Annotated in this window: 10 protein-coding genes and 1 pseudogene; 10 read left to right on the top strand and 1 reads right to left on the bottom strand. The window is 70.7% G+C overall.

The features are described from left to right. The first annotated feature begins 116 nt into the window (after positions 1 to 116). On the top strand, positions 117 to 1,787 hold the full coding sequence (locus ACFO60_RS34810; protein WP_380849546.1) for a cellulase family glycosylhydrolase: 1,671 nt from the start codon (positions 117 to 119) through the stop codon (positions 1,785 to 1,787). A 615-nt stretch (positions 1,788 to 2,402) separates the two neighbouring features. After that, positions 2,403 to 3,746 (top strand): ice-binding family protein, encoded by a 1,344-nt coding sequence (locus tag ACFO60_RS34805; RefSeq protein ID WP_380849543.1) that lies wholly within the window; start codon positions 2,403 to 2,405, stop codon positions 3,744 to 3,746. A 72-nt stretch (positions 3,747 to 3,818) separates the two neighbouring features. Here the strand turns inward: ACFO60_RS34805 and ACFO60_RS34800 are convergent, their stop codons facing one another. Next, positions 3,819 to 4,607 carry a DUF6158 family protein gene (locus tag ACFO60_RS34800; protein WP_380849540.1) on the bottom strand — a complete coding sequence of 263 codons (789 nt, stop codon included), beginning with the start codon at positions 4,605 to 4,607 and terminating at the stop codon, positions 3,819 to 3,821. 575 nt (positions 4,608 to 5,182) lie between these two features. Here ACFO60_RS34800 and ACFO60_RS34795 point away from each other — a divergent pair. From ACFO60_RS34795 to ACFO60_RS34760, 8 genes and pseudogenes are all read left to right on the top strand, one after another. Continuing rightward, the gene (locus ACFO60_RS34795; protein ID WP_380849537.1) at positions 5,183 to 8,089 is read left to right on the top strand and encodes a glycoside hydrolase family 48 protein; all 2,907 of its coding nucleotides are present in this window, start codon (positions 5,183 to 5,185) and stop codon (positions 8,087 to 8,089) included. Positions 8,090 to 8,249: 160 nt separating this feature from the next. After that, positions 8,250 to 10,648, top strand: a pseudogene (locus ACFO60_RS34790) (glycoside hydrolase family 9 protein). Between the two features lie 366 nt (positions 10,649 to 11,014). After that, the gene (locus tag ACFO60_RS34785) at positions 11,015 to 11,581 is read left to right on the top strand and encodes a C40 family peptidase (RefSeq protein ID WP_380849534.1); all 567 of its coding nucleotides are present in this window, start codon (positions 11,015 to 11,017) and stop codon (positions 11,579 to 11,581) included. Positions 11,582 to 11,678: 97 nt separating this feature from the next. Next, complete coding sequence (locus tag ACFO60_RS34780; protein WP_380849531.1) at positions 11,679 to 12,173, top strand: PH domain-containing protein; 495 nt, start codon at positions 11,679 to 11,681, stop codon at positions 12,171 to 12,173. Next, the gene (locus tag ACFO60_RS34775; RefSeq protein WP_380849528.1) at positions 12,170 to 13,915 is read left to right on the top strand and encodes a PH domain-containing protein; all 1,746 of its coding nucleotides are present in this window, start codon (positions 12,170 to 12,172) and stop codon (positions 13,913 to 13,915) included. The genes ACFO60_RS34780 and ACFO60_RS34775 overlap by 4 nt, the downstream gene beginning before the upstream one ends. A gap of 165 nt (positions 13,916 to 14,080) precedes the next feature. Further along, on the top strand, positions 14,081 to 15,901 hold the full coding sequence (locus ACFO60_RS34770) for a RecQ family ATP-dependent DNA helicase (RefSeq protein ID WP_380849525.1): 1,821 nt from the start codon (positions 14,081 to 14,083) through the stop codon (positions 15,899 to 15,901). 203 nt (positions 15,902 to 16,104) lie between these two features. Beyond that, positions 16,105 to 16,467, top strand: coding sequence for an effector-associated constant component EACC1 (locus ACFO60_RS34765; protein WP_380849522.1), 363 nt, complete (start codon positions 16,105 to 16,107; stop codon positions 16,465 to 16,467). Further along, positions 16,457 to 18,016: a caspase, EACC1-associated type gene (locus ACFO60_RS34760; protein WP_380849519.1), complete on the top strand. Its 1,560-nt coding sequence runs from the start codon at positions 16,457 to 16,459 to the stop codon at positions 18,014 to 18,016. The genes ACFO60_RS34765 and ACFO60_RS34760 overlap by 11 nt, the downstream gene beginning before the upstream one ends. Positions 18,017 to 18,122: the final 106 nt, after the last annotated feature.

Below are 18,122 nucleotides of genomic sequence, written 5' to 3'. Positions count from 1 at the left end.
TCCCGGTTGACGTGCAGGAAAACCGGACCGAAGCATGACGAGCGCGACCAGGCCGTGCAAGGAACGGCCTTGCCGTATCCGGCCGTCGCCTCCCCTCAGTCGTGAAGGAACCCTCAATGAGATCTCCATGGAGTGGCAGAAGGTGGAGGGCCGCCGTCACCGCGGTCGTGACCACCGCCGCCACCACCGCGCTGGCCGTCACCCTCGGCTCCTCACCCGCCCAGGCGGCAGGCGGCACCGGCACCGGCTATCTGCACACCAACGGCAACAAGATCGTCGACAGCACCGGCGCCACCGTCCGGCTGACCGGCATCAACTGGTTCGGGATGGAAACCGATAACAAGACCTTCCACGGCCTGTGGGCGAACAATCCCTGGAAGAACCAGCTCGACCTCATGGCGAGCCTGGGCTACAACACCATCCGGGTGCCGTACTCCGACGACGCCGTCAAGCCGGGCGCGGTCGCCACGAGCGTGAACACCTTCTCCAACCCCGACCTGGTGGGCCTGTCGCCGATCCAGATCCTCGACAAGATCGTCGCCTACGCCGGTGTCAAGGGGATGCGCATCATCCTCGACCGGCACCGGCCGACCTCGGCCGGCCAGACGGCGCTCTGGTACACCGCCGCCGTGCCGGAGAGCACCTGGATCAACAACTGGAAGTCGCTGGCCCAGCACTACGCGGGCAACACGACCGTCATCGGCGCCGACCTGCACAACGAGCCGCACGCCGACGGCACCGAGCCCAACAGCACCGGTTCGTGCTGGGGATGCGGCGACACCAGCCGCGACTGGAGGCTCGCCGCGGAGCGGGCCGGCAACGCCATCCTGTCCGTGCAGCCCAACTGGCTCATCTTCGTCGAGGGTGTGAGCTGCCCGAGCGGCGGCAACGCCAACGCCTGGGACAACATCCCCGACGAGCCCTGTGGCTGGTGGGGCGGCAACCTCTCCAAGGCCAGGGACTACCCCGTGCGGCTGAACGTGGCCAACCGGCTCGTCTACTCCCCGCACGAGTACGCCACCTCGGTGTTCCACCAGACATGGTTCGACGACCCGAACTACCCGGCGAACATGCCCGCCATCTGGGACAAGTTCTTCGGCTACCTGTACAAGGAGAACATCGCGCCCATCATGATGGGCGAGTTCGGCACCACGCTGGCCAGCAACACCGACAAGGTGTGGCTCCAGGAGCTGATGAAGTACACCGGTACCGGGGTGAACGGCATGTCCTTCACCTACTGGTCGTGGAACCCGAACTCGGGTGACACCGGCGGCATCCTGAAGGACGACTGGGCGACGGTCGACCAGGCCAAGCAGAGCATCCTGCAGCCCTATCTGATCCCGCCCGTGGGCGGTGGCAACGGGACCCCGTCCCCCACCCCCACGCCGACCCCCACGCCGACACCGACCCCGACTCCCACGCCGACCCCCACGCCGACACCGACTCCCACCCCCACGCCCACGCCGACTCCCACCCCGACACCGACTCCCACCGCATGCGGGACGACGTACAGGGTCACCAACGCCTGGTCCGGCGGTTTCCAGGCCGAGCTGGTCGTCACGAACAACCGCACGTCCGCCTGGAACAACTGGACGGTGCGCTGGACGGCGCCCCCCGGGGTCACCCTGTCCAACGGCTGGAACGCCGTGGTCACGCAGAGCGGGACGACCTTCACCGCGACGGCGCCGAGTTACGCCGCCAGCCTCGCCCCTGGGCAGTCGGTCGCCATCGGCTTCACCGCCAACGGTCCCTCCACACCGGCTCCTACCGCCTTCGTCTGCTCCTGAACGACCGCCGTCCCGGCCCAGGGTCCATCGGCCGCCTGCGGGCGACGGGTGGAGGGTGATCGAGAAGGACGGTCCCGGCCAGACCGCTCCGGGCGGGTGTCGCCTCGGCGAGGCATCCGTCCTGAGTGACGACCCGGCGGGCGGGCGCGCGACGCGCCCGCCCGCCTTTCCATGCCTCCGAGCGCCCCGCCCGAGGACCGCGCGGGCGCCTCGGAGGCTTTCCCGGCTCCGCCCGTTCATGCCCTTGACGCCGCTCCGCATTTCACCGCGGCCGAGCGGTGGGCGCTCACTTCCCGGCGGCGGTCCGCCGCCCACGACGCCGAAATCATCGGCGTGATCACCGCCTGATTCTCGTGCGGCGCACCGAACGGCCGGGGCCGGAAAGGGCGACCACTTTCACCGGCAACGGGACACTTTTCCATTTTATCCGCAGATGGCGCCGGAATTAAATCATCCGCATGTCGAATGACGATAGCGGGTCCAACGATCAGTACGGTGGGATCTCGAGACGCATCATCGGCAATGCGTTTTAACATAGCGATACCAAAAGCAAAGGACCGCCTTATGGAAACTGCCAGTCGGCCTCGTGTCGGGGCACGACATTTCGTTCGTTCCTTGCTGGCGGCGGCTCTCCCGGCGATGGTCGCGATGGGAGCCGTCATCGCGACTCCGCACGCCGCGAGCGCCGCGACGGCGCCCGTGGCACTCGGCTCGGCCGCGAACTTCGGGTTCCTGGCCGGGCTGACGGTCAACAACGTCGGCCCGTCGCTCGTCACCGGCGATCTCGGCGCGAGCCCCGGCGCCGTGGTGACCGGCTTCCCGCCCGGCACCGTGACGGGGACCATCCACGCGGGCGACGCCGTCGCCGCACAGGCCCAGACGGCGCTGACCGCCGCCTACACCGACGCGGCCGGCCGCACGGCGACCGCGTCCGTGCCGACGCAGCTCGGCGGCACCACCCTGACGTCGGGTGTGTACACCTCGACCTCGGGCACCTTCGCGCTCACCGGCAACCTGACGCTGGACGCGCAGGGAGACCCCAGCGCGGTCTTCATCTTCAAGACGACCACGACCCTGGCCACCTCGGCGGGGAGCAGGGTGACCCTGACCGGTGGCACCCAGGCGTGCAACGTCTTCTGGCAGACCGGCACCACGGCCTCGCTCGGCGCGGGCTCGTCCTTCGCCGGGAACATCCTCGCGAACGGCGCGATCACCACGAGCGCGGGCGTCATCCTGAACGGGCGCGCGCTCAGCCGCAGCGGCGCCAGCGCCCTGAACACCACGCAGGTCAGGCGGCCGGTCTGCGTCGGCAGGGGAACGGCTGTGGCCGTGACCACGTCATGCTGGGACCCCAAGTCCCGCGGGCCGGTGGTCCTCACCGCAACGGTGCGGAGCGAGGGCACGACCGCGCCGACGGGCCAGGTGGTGTTCCTGGCCGACGGCGTCAGCCTGGGCGCGAGCACGCTGGACTCGCGCGGGCGCGCCACCATGGTGGGCAGGGGCCTCGACGAAGGCGGGCACGACATCACCGCCTTCTACCCGGGCAGCACCTCGTTCGACTCGAGCGTCTCGGCGACGATCGCCCAGCGGCTCGGCCCCGGGGGCTCCTGCCCCGAGCACTGCGACGAGGAGGACGGGGAGAAGGGCGTCCACGGCTCCGAGTCTGACAAGGCCGACAAGAGGCGTGAGGACCACCACCATCATCACCACGCCAAGAAGGACGACAACATCGTGGAGTTCGCGACGGTTCGCACCATCACCGGCGTGGTCGGCGAGCGCGGGGGCCACCGCCACCACCACTCCCGGCACGACAGTCACCATGGCCACAACGGCGGCCACCAGGGCGGCCACCAGGGCGCGGTACGCGGCGAGCACCGTGGGCACGCGAAGGGGCACCGCTCGCAGGCGCGGCCCGCGGCCCAGGGTCAGCGGCGCCCCGGCGTCGCCGTCACCGGCTGACACGTCGGCCTGAACGCTCGCGGGGCCCGTCCGATCTCCTCGGACGGGCCCCGAACGCTGTGTGTGATCTGGTCAGGCGACCTTCTCCGGCGACTTGTCCTCCTGGACGGCCAGGGCGTCGTCCCTGCGACGCCTGCCCGGCCGGAGAGCCCGGCGCAGGCTCCGCCCGCCCTGGGTGGCGTCCGCGTCGTGCCGCCTGCGGTGGGAGCCCGCCGGCTCCTCGCCGGCCTCCGCGACCGGCTCATGGCCGTTCGCCATCTGGTCGGCCGGCTCATCGCCAACGCCCTCGGCGACCGGCGGCTCGCCCTCACGCCGGACGAGCGCCTCTTCGCTCCCGCGCTGGTCGGCCGCCTCTTCGCCCCCGCGCCGGTCGAGCGGCTCCTCGCTCGCGTCCGGGACGGCAGACTCCCCTGTCCGAAGCGGGACGGCAGGCCCCTCGCTCGCGTGCGGGACGGCGTGCCCCTCGCTCGCGTGCGGGACGGCAGGCCCCTCGCTCGCATGCGGGACGGCAGACTCCTCGGTCCTGCGCTGGACGGCGTGCTCCTCGCTCGCGTGCTGGACGAGCGGCCCGTCCGCTTCGCGCCGCACGAGCGGATTCTCGCTCCGGTGCTCGACGGCCGGTGGACTCACCGGCTCCTCGCCACTCGCCTCGCCACTCGTTTCGCCGCCCGGCTCCGCCTGACTCGCCCGCTCCCGCTGACGGCGGTCGAACTCCTCCTCGAGCTCCTGCGTACGTGACGCGAAGTCGTCCACGGCGTCCTCGGAACCGCGAAGCAGCGTCTCCATCCATGACTCCTCGAGCTCCTGGAGCTCGGCGCGCAGGTCTCGCACGCTCAGGTTTCTCGGATCGACTCTGTTCATGACTCCACCTTGCACCCGGAGCCCCGAAACAGTCACATCCTGACAAAGCGGGATATCTCACACCCGTGACCCAGCCGTGATCCTTACCGGCCATCGGCCGTGCGGGCGGGCGGCCGCCCATCGGCCCGGCGCCCACCCTACGTCCGGCCCCGTTTTCCGGCCGCGACGTGGGCCGACCGGGACGGCCACCCCTCCCGGCCCGCGCCCGTCACCCGGCCCGCGCCGGACCTCGACGCAGCGGAGACACCACCCGCGAACGGCCTCGCCGGCATTTCGCGACCAGTTGAAACTTTCAACGCCGCACCGTTCCCCCGCATAAGGCGAAGGTAAGAACGGGCAGGCTGGCGTGGCTAGGGAGGATCTGAGGCTTGAAATCTGCCTGACACGTCATTGACATCTTTGGTACACCCAGCAGAATCCATGGTGGGAGCGCTCCCATAGGACCACTTCTTCCTCACCCGGTACGAGACCGACGCTGGGCCAACTTCTGTACCGTCCATCGCCCTTCATCACTTTGGAGTACCTCCGGAATGTCAACAACATCGTTTGGGGCGGGAGCGCTCCCACGGTCGCGGATGAAAAGACGTGGCGTGTGGCTGGCGCTGACCAGTCTCTTGGCCGGCCTCTTCACCATGATGGCCTCCGTACCGGCTTCCGCGGCCGTCGCCTGCACGGTCGAATACAAGGCCAACAACTGGGGCGGCAGCGGCGGCTTCGGCGCCGAAATCAAAATCACCAACAGCGGTGACGCCTGGACGAGCTGGCGCCTGACCTTCGCCTTCCCCGGCAACCAGCGGGTCACGCAGGGCTGGAGCGCCACCTGGACGCAGAGCGGCGCCAACGTCACCGCGGCCAACATGAGCTGGAACGGCAGCATCTCCAACGGCCAGTCGGTCGGCATCGGGTTCAACGGTAGCTACTCCGGCACCAACGTCGACCCGACGTCCTTCGCGATCAACGGCACCACCTGCAACGGCGGCGGCACCACGCCCCAGCCGCCGACGGTGAGCCTGACCTCGCCGACGGCCGGCCAGACCTACACCGCGCCCGCGACGGTCAACCTCGCCGCCAGCGCCGCCGACAGCGACGGCACCGTCAGCAAGGTCGACTTCTATCAGGGCAGCACGCTGCTCGGCACCGACACCAGCTCGCCGTACACCTACAGCTGGACCAACGTCGCGGCCGGCAGCTACTCGCTCACCGCGAAGGCCACCGACAACTCCGGAGCGTCGACCACCTCCTCGCCGGTGGGCATCACGGTGTCCGGCACCCAGACCTCCAGCATCGTGGTCAGCCCGACCTCGCTCCTCGTGCCCGAGGGCAGCTCCGCCACCTACTCGGTGAGCCTGTCCCGCGCGCCCTCGAGCAACGTGACGGTGACGACGTCGAAGGCCAGCGGCGGCGACGCCGACCTCACGGTCTCCTCTGGCGGGTCACTGACGTTCACGCCGTCCAACTGGAGCACCGCGCAGACCGTGCGCATCGCGGCCGCCGAGGACTCCGACCAGACGGCCGGCACGGCGACGTTCAACTCCACCGCCTCCGGCTGGACCAGCGGCTCGCTGAGCGCGACCGAGGCCGACAACGACGGCGGCACCGGCGACAACGAGTACATCAAGCGCTTCACCACGATGTACAACAAGCTGCACGACCCGGCCAACGGCTACTTCTCGCCGCAGGGTGTGCCCTACCACTCGGTCGAGACCCTGATGGTCGAGGCCCCGGACCACGGCCACGAGACGACCTCCGAGGCGTTCAGCTACTTCCTGTGGCTGGAGGCGGTGTACGGCCAGGTCACCGGCACGTGGACCAACTTCAACAACGCCTGGGCGACGATGGAGAAGTACATCATCCCCTCCCAGCAGGACCAGCCCACCAACTCGTTCTACGACGCGAGCAAGCCGGCCACCTACGCCGGTGAGTGGAACAACATCTCGCAGTACCCGTCGAAGCTCGACAGCGGCGTCTCGGTCGGCCGTGACCCGATCGCCTCCGAGTTGCAGAGCGCGTACGGCAACAAGGACATCTACGGCATGCACTGGCTGCTGGACGTCGACAACACCTACGGCTTCGGCCGCTGCGGCGACGGCACCACCAAGCCCGCCTACATCAACACCTACCAGCGCGGCCCGGAGGAGTCGGTCTTCGAGACCATCCCGCAGCCGTCCTGCGACACCATGAAGTTCGGCGGCCCGAACGGCTACCTGGACCTGTTCACCGGTGACGCGTCCTACGCCAAGCAGTGGAAGTACACCAACGCCCCCGACGCCGACGCGCGCGCCGTCCAGGCCGCGTACTGGGCCTACACCTGGGCCAAGGCTCAGGGCAAGGACTCCCAGATCAGCGCCACGGTCGCCAAGGCCGCGAAGATGGGTGACTACCTCCGCTACTCGATGTACGACAAGTACTTCAAGAAGCAGGGCTGCACCAGCACCTCCTGCGCGGCGGGCACCGGCAAGGACAGCTCGGCCTACCTGCTGTCCTGGTACTACGCCTGGGGCGGCGCGACCGACACCTCCGCCGGCTGGGCGTGGCGCATCGGTTCCAGCCACAACCACGCCGGTTACCAGAACCCGCTCGCGGCCTGGGCCCTGTCCAACGTGGACGCGCTCAAGCCCAAGGGTGCGACCGCCGTCACCGACTGGAGCACCAGCCTGACCCGTCAGCTCGAGTTCTACCGCTGGCTGCAGTCGACCGAGGGCGCCATCGCCGGTGGCGCCACCAACAGCTGGGAGGGCCACTACGCCGCCCCGCCGTCGGGCACGCCGACCTTCTACGGCATGGCCTACGACTGGCAGCCGGTCTACCACGACCCGCCGTCGAACCAGTGGTTCGGCTTCCAGGCGTGGTCGCTGGAGCGCGTGGCCGAGCTGTACTACGCCAGCGGCAACACCGCCGCCAAGGCCATCCTCGACAAGTGGGTCGCGTGGGCCATGGCCAACACCACGATCAACGCCGACGGGACCTACCAGATCCCCTCGACGCTGAAGTGGACCGGCCAGCCCGACACCTGGAACGCGTCCAACCCCGGTTCGAACGCGAGCCTGCACGTGTCGATCGCCGACTACACCACCGACGTCGGCGTCGCCGGCTCCTACGCCAAGGTCCTGATGTACTACGCCGCCAAGGCGAACAACACCCAGGCGCGCGACATGGCCAAGGCCCTGCTCGACGGCATCTGGGCGAACAACCAGGACAGCAAGGGCGTGTCGCTGCCGGAGACCAAGACGGACTACAACCGCCTTGACGACGCGATCTACGTCCCGTCCGGCTGGACCGGCAAGATGCCGAACGGCGACACGATCAACTCCAGCTCGACGTTCATCTCCATCCGGTCCTGGTACAAGAACGACCCGGACTGGCCGAAGGTCCAGGCGTACCTGAACGGCACGGGCCCGGCCCCGACGTTCAACTACCACCGCTTCTGGGCGCAGGTCGACGTCGCCGTCGCCCTCGCCGAGTACGGCCGCCTGTTCCCCTGATCCGCCCCACCCGCGGGTGCGGTGGCGCCTGACACGCCGCCGCACCCCGACCGGAGGGGTGCGGGCGCCTCTCGCGCGCCCGCACCCCCGGTTCAGCGGGGTGCGACGGGCCTGACCCCCGTCGCACCCCGCTAGCCCGCCGTCTCCGCGGCGCACAGATATCGCTCCACCAGCTCCCGGTTCGAGAGGCCACCGATGTCCCTCAGGCGCGCGCTCACCGGCCTGGCGATCCTCGCCGCGTCGGCCACGCTCTTCCCCGTTCTCTCGTCTCCGGCCTCCGCCGCCACGTTCAACTACGGCGAGGCACTGCAGAAGTCGCTGTTCTTCTACGAGGCCCAGCGCTCGGGCGACCTGCCCGCCGGCAACCGCGTCACCTGGCGCGGCGACTCGGGAATGAACGACGGCAGGTCCGCCGGCCTGGACCTCACCGGAGGCTGGTACGACGCCGGCGACCACGTGAAGTTCGGGCTGCCGATGGCGGCGAGCGCGACCATGCTGGCCTGGGGCGGCGTCGAGTACCGCGACGCCTACCAGAGCTCGGGGCAGCTGACGTATCTGCTGGACAACCTCAAGTGGGTCAACGACTACTTCATCAAGGCGCACCCCTCGCCGAACGTGCTGTACGGCCAGGTGGGCAGCGGCGGTCCCGACCACGCGTGGTGGGGTCCCGCCGAGGTGATGCCGATGGAGCGCCCGGCGTACAAGATCGACGCCTCCTGCGGCGGCTCGGACCTGGCGGGCGAGACCGCGGCGGCGATGGCCGCCTCTTCCATGGTCTTCCGCCCGACGAATCCGGCGTACGCCGACACGCTGGTCACGCATGCCAAGCAGCTCTACTCCTTCGCCGACACGGTCAGGAAGGTGTACAGCGACTGCATCACCGACGCGGCGAGCTACTACAAGTCGTGGAGCGGCTACAACGACGAGCTGGTCTGGGGCGCGATCTGGCTCCACCGCGCGACCGGCGACGCCTCCTACCTGAGCAAGGCCGAGAGCTACTACGACAACCTCGGCACCGAGCCGCAGAGCACGACGCGCTCCTACAAGTGGACCATCGCCTGGGACGACAAGTCCTACGGCGCGTACGTGCTGCTGGCCAAGCTGACCGGCAAGCAGAAGTACGTCGACGACGCCAACCGCTGGCTCGACTGGTGGACCGTCGGCGTCAACGGCACGAAGGTGAACTACTCCCCCGGCGGCGAGGCCGTGCTGGACAGCTGGGGCTCGCTGCGCTACGCCGCCAACACCGCGTTCGTCGCCCTGATCTACAGCGACTGGCTGACCGACGCCACGCGCAAGGCGCGCTACCACGACTTCGGGGCCCGGCAGATCAACTACGCGCTGGGCGACAACCCGCGCAGGGGCTCCTACCTGATCGGCTTCGGTGCGAACTCGCCGAAGAACCCCCATCACCGCACCGCGCACGGCTCGTGGTCCAACAGCCTCAACGAACCGGCCGACAGCAGGCACATCCTGTACGGCGCGCTGGTCGGCGGCCCGAAGTCCAATGACGACGCCTACGCCGACAGCCGCAGCGACTATGTCATGAACGAGGTCGCCACCGACTACAACGCCGCCTTCACCGGCGCCCTGGCCCGGATGTACAAGGAGTACGGCGGGTCGCCTCTGGCGAACTTCCCGGTGGCGGAGACCCCGGACGGGCCGGAGATCTATCTGCAGGCGTCGGTGAACTCCTCGGGCAGCACCTACACCGAGATCAAGGCGCTGCTGGTGAACCACTCGGCGTGGCCGGCGCGCGCGCTGACCGACGGCTCCTTCCGCTACTACTTCACCCTGGACGGCGACACCACGCCGGCTCAGATCACGCTGGCCTCCGCCTACACGCAGTGCAAGGCGCCGACCGGGCCGACCCAGCACTCCGGCAAGGTCTACTACGTCACGATCGACTGCTCGGGCACCTCCGTCGCGCCCGCCGGCCAGTCGGAGTCGCGGCGGGAGGCCCAGTTCCGCATCGCCAGCTCGTCCGGCTCGTGGGATCCGACCAACGACTGGTCCTACACCGGCGTCCCCACCACCAGCGGCGCGACCCCGGTGACCGTGAACAACATCCCGGTGTACTCGGGCACCACCAAGATCTACGGCAACGCGCCCGGCAGCGGCCCCAGCCCGACGCCGACGCCCACTCCCACGCCGACCCCCACTCCCACTCCCACGCCCACCCCGACACCCACTCCCACTCCCACCCCGACGCCGACGCCGACGCCCACCCCCACTCCCACCCCGACCCCGACGGCCGGCAAGGCGTGCGCGGCGACGTACACGGTCGCCAGCGACTGGTACACCGGCTTCCAGGGCAACGTGGTGGTCCGCAACAGCGGGACCACGGCGATCAGCGGCTGGACGGTGGCGTGGACGTTCCCCGGTGGCCAGACGATCACACAGCTCTGGAGCGCCACCCACACGCAGACGGGAGCCAACGTCTCGGTGAAGAACCTCTCCTGGAACGGGAGCTTGGCGCCCGGCGGGTCCGCGTCGTTCGGCTTCATCGCGAACGGCGCCGGCGGAGTCCCCTCCTCCGTGACCTGCACGCCCGTCTAGCCCCCAGACGTGGTCTCGATTTGCCCTGGGAGCGCGAGACCACAGCCCGGCCGGGCCCGCTCAGCGGGCCCGGCCGGGTCCTTCGGGAAAGTCCGCTCCTGACGGCCGGCCCTAGGGCACGGCGTGCCCCTCAGACGGTCAGGCCGGTGACCGGTCCTGACTTCCCGCCACGCTCCCCTCGGTACCGGACCCCGGGGGGAGCGTGCCCCTTTCTCCCGCCGACTCCCCCGCTGGGGCGCCCCGTTCTCCGCCCTCGCCTCGGCCGCCCGCCTAACCCTGAGGTGATATTTCGCGAATTACACCGACACCTCTCAACAGCGTGCCGAGAATGGTGAAGAGCGTGTGACAAGCGGAACGGGGGTTCACGTGGCACGGGCTGTCCGGGTGGCGGTCGTCGCGGGCGTTCTCGCCCTCGCGGCGGGGTCGGCTCCCCTGGTCATCGGCGGCGAGCCCAACCGGGTGGTCTCCATCGCCTTGGCCATCCAGGAGGGCCAGAAGCAGACGCGCTGGCCCGGCGGGCCGGTGCCGTACGTCTGGGGCGGCGGTCACGGGAACAGGCCCGGCCCCTCGCTCGGCACCTGCCAGGGCTACCGCGGCTCCATCCGGCCGTGCCCGGCCGCCACCACCAAGGGCCTCGACTGCTCCGGGCTCGCCCGGTGGGTGTACCAGCTCGCCTACAAGGAGGACGTGCTGGGCGGCGGCACCACCGACGACCACGTCCGCCGTCTCCGCAAGGTCCCGGCCACCGCCGCCCGGCCCGGCGACCTGGTCTTCTACGGCAAGGTCCGCAAGCGGTCGGTGAAGACCCACCACGTCGGCATCTACATCGGCGACGGCAGGATGATCAACGCGCTGCGCACCGGCACCACGATCCGCACCGACCCCGTCCGCCTGCTTCCCGACCTCGCCGGCTACTACCGCTACGACGGCTGACGCCCGGCCTCCGAACGGCCGAATATGACATTTGTCGCATTCAGTCGAGGATGACCGGCACTGCGACCTATCGCCGTAGTGCTGCCAGAGTAGTGATGTGCAATCAGCCGACCTCACCCTCCGCCCGCCACGGCACCGTGTCAGCCGCGCCGCGATCTGGTTCTGGGGAGTACGCGCCGCCCTCGGATGGACCGTACTGCTCGCCGCACAAGTGGTGTGGCTCCTGTTCTCGGACGACCGCGGCCCGCATGTCACGGGCCTCGCCGTCACGGCCGTGCTCGCGGTGGCCCATGTGACCGTGATGCCGTGGTGGCGCTACAAGGTCCACCGCTGGGAGACGACGGCCGACGCCGTCTACACCCAGTCCGGATGGCTCCGCCAGGAGTGGCGCATCGCGCCGATCTCCCGCATCCAGACCGTCGACAGCGAGCGCGGGCCGCTCGAGCAGCTCTTCCGGCTGGCCAACGTCACCGTCACCACCGCCTCGGCGGCCGGGCCCCTGCGCGTCCACGGCCTCGACCGCGACACGGCCCGGCGTCTGGTCGACGAGCTGACCGCGAGCACCCAGGCGACGACGGGTGACGCGACGTGAGCACGGGCGGAACCGACGGCACGGACGCCACCGGCACGGCCCGGTCCGATGAAGGCGGGGACGCCGGCCGGTCTCCGGCGACGGACGCCGGGGGATGGCGGCGGCTGAGCAGGCGGATGCTGGTGATCCACCCGGTGCAGGAGGCCGTCCGCAGCGCGCCCGCCCTGATAGGTCTGCTGTTCGCCGGGGCGAGCCAGGGCGGGAGCGGGCACCTCTGGAGCCTCGCGGCCCTGGGGATGACGCTGGTGGTGGGCACGCTGCGGTGGTTCACCACCACCTACCGGATCACGCCGCAGTACGTCCAGGTGCGCAAAGGGCTGATCCGCAGGCGGATGCTGACCGCGCCGCGCGACCGCATCAGGACCGTGGACGTGACCTCCAATGTGATGCACCGCCTTCTGGGCCTGTCCAGGGTCGACATCGGCACCGGCCGTTCGGGGACGAAGGACGACGGCGCCCTCAGGCTCGACTCCCTCCGCACGGACGAGGTGGCCCGGCTGCGCGAGGAGCTCCTGCATCGCCGCGCCGCCGGCGGCGCTCCCGTCCAGGCCGGCCCGCGGACGACGGCGGGGGCCGCGCCGGAACGGCCGGACGGCGGCGACGGCGGGGATGGCGGCCCGCGGCGGGACGGCGGGACGGGTGACGCCCGGCGGCCGGAGCGGGTATGGGACGGGGCCGCGGGAGACAGCGAACTGGCGGTGTTGCGGCCGGCGTGGATCCGGTTCGGGCCCTTCACCATGTCCGGCCTGGTCACGGCCGGCGTGCTGGCCGGTTTCCTCTCCCGGATCGCAGGCGAGGGCAACGTGGACCTGCTGGGCATCGGCCCGGTACGGCAGGTGGTCGACCGCTTCGGCCACGAGGCGTTGTGGCTGCAGGTCACCGCGGTGGTGGCCGTGCTGGCGGTGTTCGTCGCGGTCGCCTCCACGCTGGGGTACATCCTCGCGTTCTGGCGGTTCCGGCTCACCCGCACGACGGCGGGCACGCTGCACGTGACGCGCGGGCTGATCACGACGCGGGCCACCACGCTGGAGGAGCGCAGGCTGCGCGGCATCGAGGTGAGCGAGCCGCTGCCGCTGCGCCTGGCGGGCGGGGCGCGCCTGATCGCCGTGGCCACCGGCCTGCGGGTGGGGCGCGGGGCTCAGCGCGGCGGTTCGATGCTGCTTCCGCCCGCGCCGCGCGCCGAGGCGGTGGCCGTGGCGGCCCGGGTGATCGGGACGTCCGGCCCGCTGACGGCCGAGCTCACCCCGCACGGCCCGGCCGCCCTCCGCCGCCGTTTCACGCGCGCGCTCGCCGTGTGCGTACCGGTGACGGTGGCGCTGCTGGCGCTGTGGGAGTGGGCCGGATGGCCCGCCTTCGGCTGGCAGGCCGCCCTCCTCGGCACGGTCGCCGCGCTGCCCCTCGCGGCCGACCGTTACCGCGGCCTGGGCCACGCGATGACGGCCCGTCACCTGGTCACGCAGTGGGGCACGCTGGTCCGCCGCCGGGTGGCGCTGGACCGGGAGGGCATCATCGGCTGGAACATCCGCAGGTCGTTCTTCCAGCGACGCGCGGGTCTGGCCACCCTCACCGCGACCACGGCGGCCGGCCGTCAGGGGTACGGCGTCTGGGACGTGGACCTGAGCGAGGCTCTGCACCTCGCCGACCAGGGGATCCCCGGTCTTCTCGCCCCGTTCCTGCAGCGGGCGGGGACGACGCCCGGCGGCGCGGAGGCGGACGTGCCCGCCGCCCGGCAGGAGGCGTAACCCGGTCCACCGGCACGCCGGAAGCGACGTGCCGGTCCGGTGCTTAGGGCGCCGCTGCGGGGGCACTGGAGGTGCGGTCGCGGATGACACCGCGCCGGCCGGCCGAGGCGCGCCACCACCGGTGGCGGCCGCAGGCCCGCGAGCGACGAGGGGGGATCGAGCCTCATGAGCAGGCAGCCGCGAGGCGGGGGCGAGTCCGGGCGGAAAGCCGAGCGCCCGCGCACGGCGGCCCGCAGCGCGCAGGAGTCCGGGACCCCTGAGCCCAAGACGCGGCAGCGCGACACGCGGGAGCCCAAGAAGCAGACGCGCATGGGCGAGCGGCTGCGGGCGGCGATCCGCAAGGCGTACGGGCGGGACGGCAGGCGCCTCCGGACGGTGGCGCGCGAGGCGTTCGGGTGGGCCGATCTGCGGCCCGGCCAGAAGGAGGCGATGGAGCACCTGCTGGCCGGTCGCGACGTCCTCGTCGTCATGCCGACCGGCAGCGGCAAGTCGGCCGTCTACCAGATCCCCGCTCTGCTCCTCGACGGGCCGACGATCGTGGTCTCGCCCCTGATCGCGTTGCAGCGCGACCAGGTCGCCGGTCTGGCCGAGGCGGACGCGGGAGGAGCGGTCGCGGTGAACTCCGCGCAGTCCGGCGGCACGAGCGACGCCTCGCTCGACCAGGTGCACGCGGGCACCGCCGAGTTCGTCTTCCTCTCCCCCGAGCAGCTGGCCAAGCCCGAGGTGATCGACCGGTTGCGCGAGGCGCGGCCGTCCCTCATCGCGATCGACGAGGCCCACTGCGTGTCGGCGTGGGGCCACGACTTCCGGCCCGACTACCTGCGGCTCGGCCGGGCGATCGAGCGGCTCGGCCATCCGCCGGTGGTCGCGCTGACCGCCACCGCCTCTCCGCTCGTGCGCGACGACATCCTCGCCTCCTTGGGCCTGCCGGACGCCGAGCTGGTCGTGCGCGGCTTCGACCGGCCGAACATCCACCTGGAGGTGCGCAGGTTCGTCGGCAAGGAGGACAAGCGCCGCGCCCTGATCGAGGACGCCGCGGCCCGTCCGGGCCTCGGCCTGATCTACGTAGCCACCCGGCGCGCCGCCGAGGAGTACGCCACCGCGCTGCGCGAGGCCGGACGCCGGGCCGAGTCCTACCACGCGGGGATGAAGGCGTCCGACCGTCACCGCGTCCACGAGCTGTTCCGCGACGGCGGGCTGGACGTGGTGGTCGCCACCTCGGCCTTCGGCATGGGCATCGACAAGCCGGACGTCAGGTACGTCCTGCACGCCGACCCGCCCGACTCGATCGACTCCTACTACCAGGAGATCGGCCGGGCGGGACGCGACCAGGAACCCGCGAGCGCCGTCCTGTTCTACCGGCCCGAGGATCTCGGCCTGCGCAGGTTCTTCGCCGGCGGCCGCGTCGACGAGGAGTTGCTGCTGCGGGTGGCGACGCTGGTCGGCGAGCACGGCGGGGTGGTGCCGGCGAAGGAGCTGAGGGACCTGCTCGGCATCGGCTCCTCCCGGCTGACCGGCGTGGTGAACCTGCTGGAGAGGGTGGGCGTCGTCACGGTGACCGAGCGGGGCGACCTGCGCGCCATCGCGGGCGGCTCCTCGCCCGAGCGGGCGGCGGCGCGCGCGGCCGAGCTCGACGAGACCCGGCGCCGGGTGGACGAGTCCCGCATCGAGATGATGCGCGGCTACGCCGAGACCACCGGTTGCCGGCGTCGGGCGCTGCTTTCGTACTTCGGCGAGCCGTACGAGCGGGCCTGCGGGAACTGCGACACCTGCCGCGCCGGCACCGCCGCCGAGAGCGTTTCCGCTGAGAGCTCCGACGAGGCGCCCTTCGCCATGCACGCCAAGGTCCGGCACAGCGAGTGGGGCCCGGGCGTCGTCATGAGCCGCGAGCCCGACCGCGTCACCGTCCTGTTCGAGGAGGTCGGCTACAAGACCCTCTCCCTGGAAGCCGTCGAGCGCGACAACCTCCTCGTCCCGGCCCCCTGACCGCCGGGTTCCGCGCGGTACCTCAGGGCGGTGCTTTCGTGACGCGGCAGAGAGGCCGTCAGCGGGCCCGGTAATGCTCATGCGACCAAGTCGGTTCACGGAAGGGCCGTTTCCTGAAATGATTCGCTCGGGCCGTTGAGGGTTCGGGCCTTCGCTTCTCGCGTCCTTCGGGGTGGGCGCGCCTGCCCGATGGGGAGATAGGTGTGCAGGCCGAATTACGGATCAGCGGCGGCGATGCGGTGGGTGAACTGGTCGCGTTGATCGCGTGGCTGCGAAGTCAGCGCGAATTGCAGGGCCGGGTACGTCCGGTGACAGGGCCGCCCGCGTCGGAGGAATTGGGCGGGGCGGTCGATCTGATCACCGTCGCGCTGGGCTCGGGTGGTGCCGTGGGGATGGTGCTGGCGCGGGCGCTCACCGCGTGGCTGACCAATCGGCATTCCGATGTGATCCTCACCGTCACCACCCAGACCGGCACCGTGACGCTGGAGGCCAAACGGGCGAGCGATCCGCTGCCACTGTTGAAGGAGGTCCTACGACACGAAGCCGACAGCGGCGATGAGGCCTGATCCGGCCGACTGGCGGGATTCCCGGGCGATCCTCATCGGGGTCTCCGCCTACCAAGATCGGCGGTTCCCCGACATCCCGGCCGCGGCCAACAGTGTCAAGCAACTGCGGGCGGTGCTGACCGATCCGCGGCTGTGCGGATGGCCTGCCGATCGGGTCACCGTGATGACCGATCCGTCCGACAGCCGTGCCGTGGCCACCCGGATCCGGCGGCTGGCCCAGGAGACCAGCGGTGTGCTGTTGCTGTACTACGTCGGGCACGGCACTCTCACCCCGGGCGGCGAGTTGTGCCTGTCACTGGCCGACACCGACGCCGAGGCGCCCGATCTGACCGGAGTGGAGTACGCCCGCGTCCGGTCGGCGTTCCGCGACAGCCCGGCCCGCGTCAAAGCCGCCATCGTGGATTGCTGTTACTCCGGCCGCGCCATCGAAACTCTCGCCGACCAGGCCGCGGTGGTGGCCGACCACACAGACATTCGCGGCGTCTACACCCTGACCGCTAGTGATCTGGCCGCGCATGTTCCGCCACCCGAAGAACAGGCGGTCGCATGCACGTCGTTCACCGGGGAACTGGTCGACTTGATCCGCACCGGGATCCCGGGTCAAGGCGATCCACTCACGCTGGGCACCTTGTATCTGGAACTGCGCCACCGCCTGCGCGCCCGCGGGCTGCCAGATCCCAACCAACGCGGCACCGACACCGCGCACAGCCTCGCCTTCACCCGCAACGCGGCCGCCCTGCATCCCGCCCCTGCCGAACCCACGACCCCTGCCGAACCCACGACCGACACCGACACCGACACCGACACCGACACCGACACCGACACCGACACCGAGTATGCCCCTGTCGAGCGCGCCTCGCTTCCCCGCCGGGTCCTCGACTCGAGGTACCGGCACCTGTGGCTTCGCGTCCTCATCGCGGCGGGCGTGGGCGTGCTGGTGGGCATTCTGCTGTGGTCCTGGCGCCTCGCGCTGATCGCGGCGATCATCTCGGCGATCGCCGACACGATCTACCGGGCCAGGACGCTGTCGACGGTGCCGGCATGGCGGCGAATCTCAGCGGTGGAGCGGCGCACCGAGGGCCGGCTCATGAAGCTGGAACGGGCCGGTTACCGCACACTGCACGCCCGTGCCATCCCCGGTAGCGACGCCCAGATCGACCACCTGGTCGTCGGGCCCACCGGGGTGTACGCCGTGGATTCCGAGAAGTGGGACAAACGGTTGCTGGTCCGCGATCGGCCGCACGACGAACTGTTCCACGGGCCGCTCAACCAAAGGCACCGCCTCGACAAGGCCCGCTGGAAGGCGGCCCAGGCCGGCGAGCTGATCAGCAAGGGGCTCGGCCGCCAGATCACGGTCAAGCCGTCTCTGGCGATCTACGGCCCGGCGATCCCGCGGGAGGTCCTCAACGTTCGTGACGTCGACGTCTTGGACGGCGGCCGCGTACGAAAGTGGATCACTGGGTGCGACCGCTCGCTGACCGACGCCGACATTGAGAGCATCTACGATGCGGCCGAGCGGGAACTGCCGCCACGCTACCTCGAGGACTGAACTCGGCGACGGCTCCCGGAATCCCGGCTCGGACGCCGGCCGCGAAGTAGCGCAGAGGCGGCGCCGGAGGCGCGCCGTTTCCCGGGGGGCGACACGATGCGGCAAG

Origin of the sequence: Sphaerisporangium dianthi (assembly GCF_042654065.1) — a bacterium.
GTDB lineage: Bacteria > Actinomycetota > Actinomycetes > Streptosporangiales > Streptosporangiaceae > Sphaerisporangium > Sphaerisporangium dianthi.
This window is presented reverse-complemented; position numbering and strand designations above follow the sequence as displayed.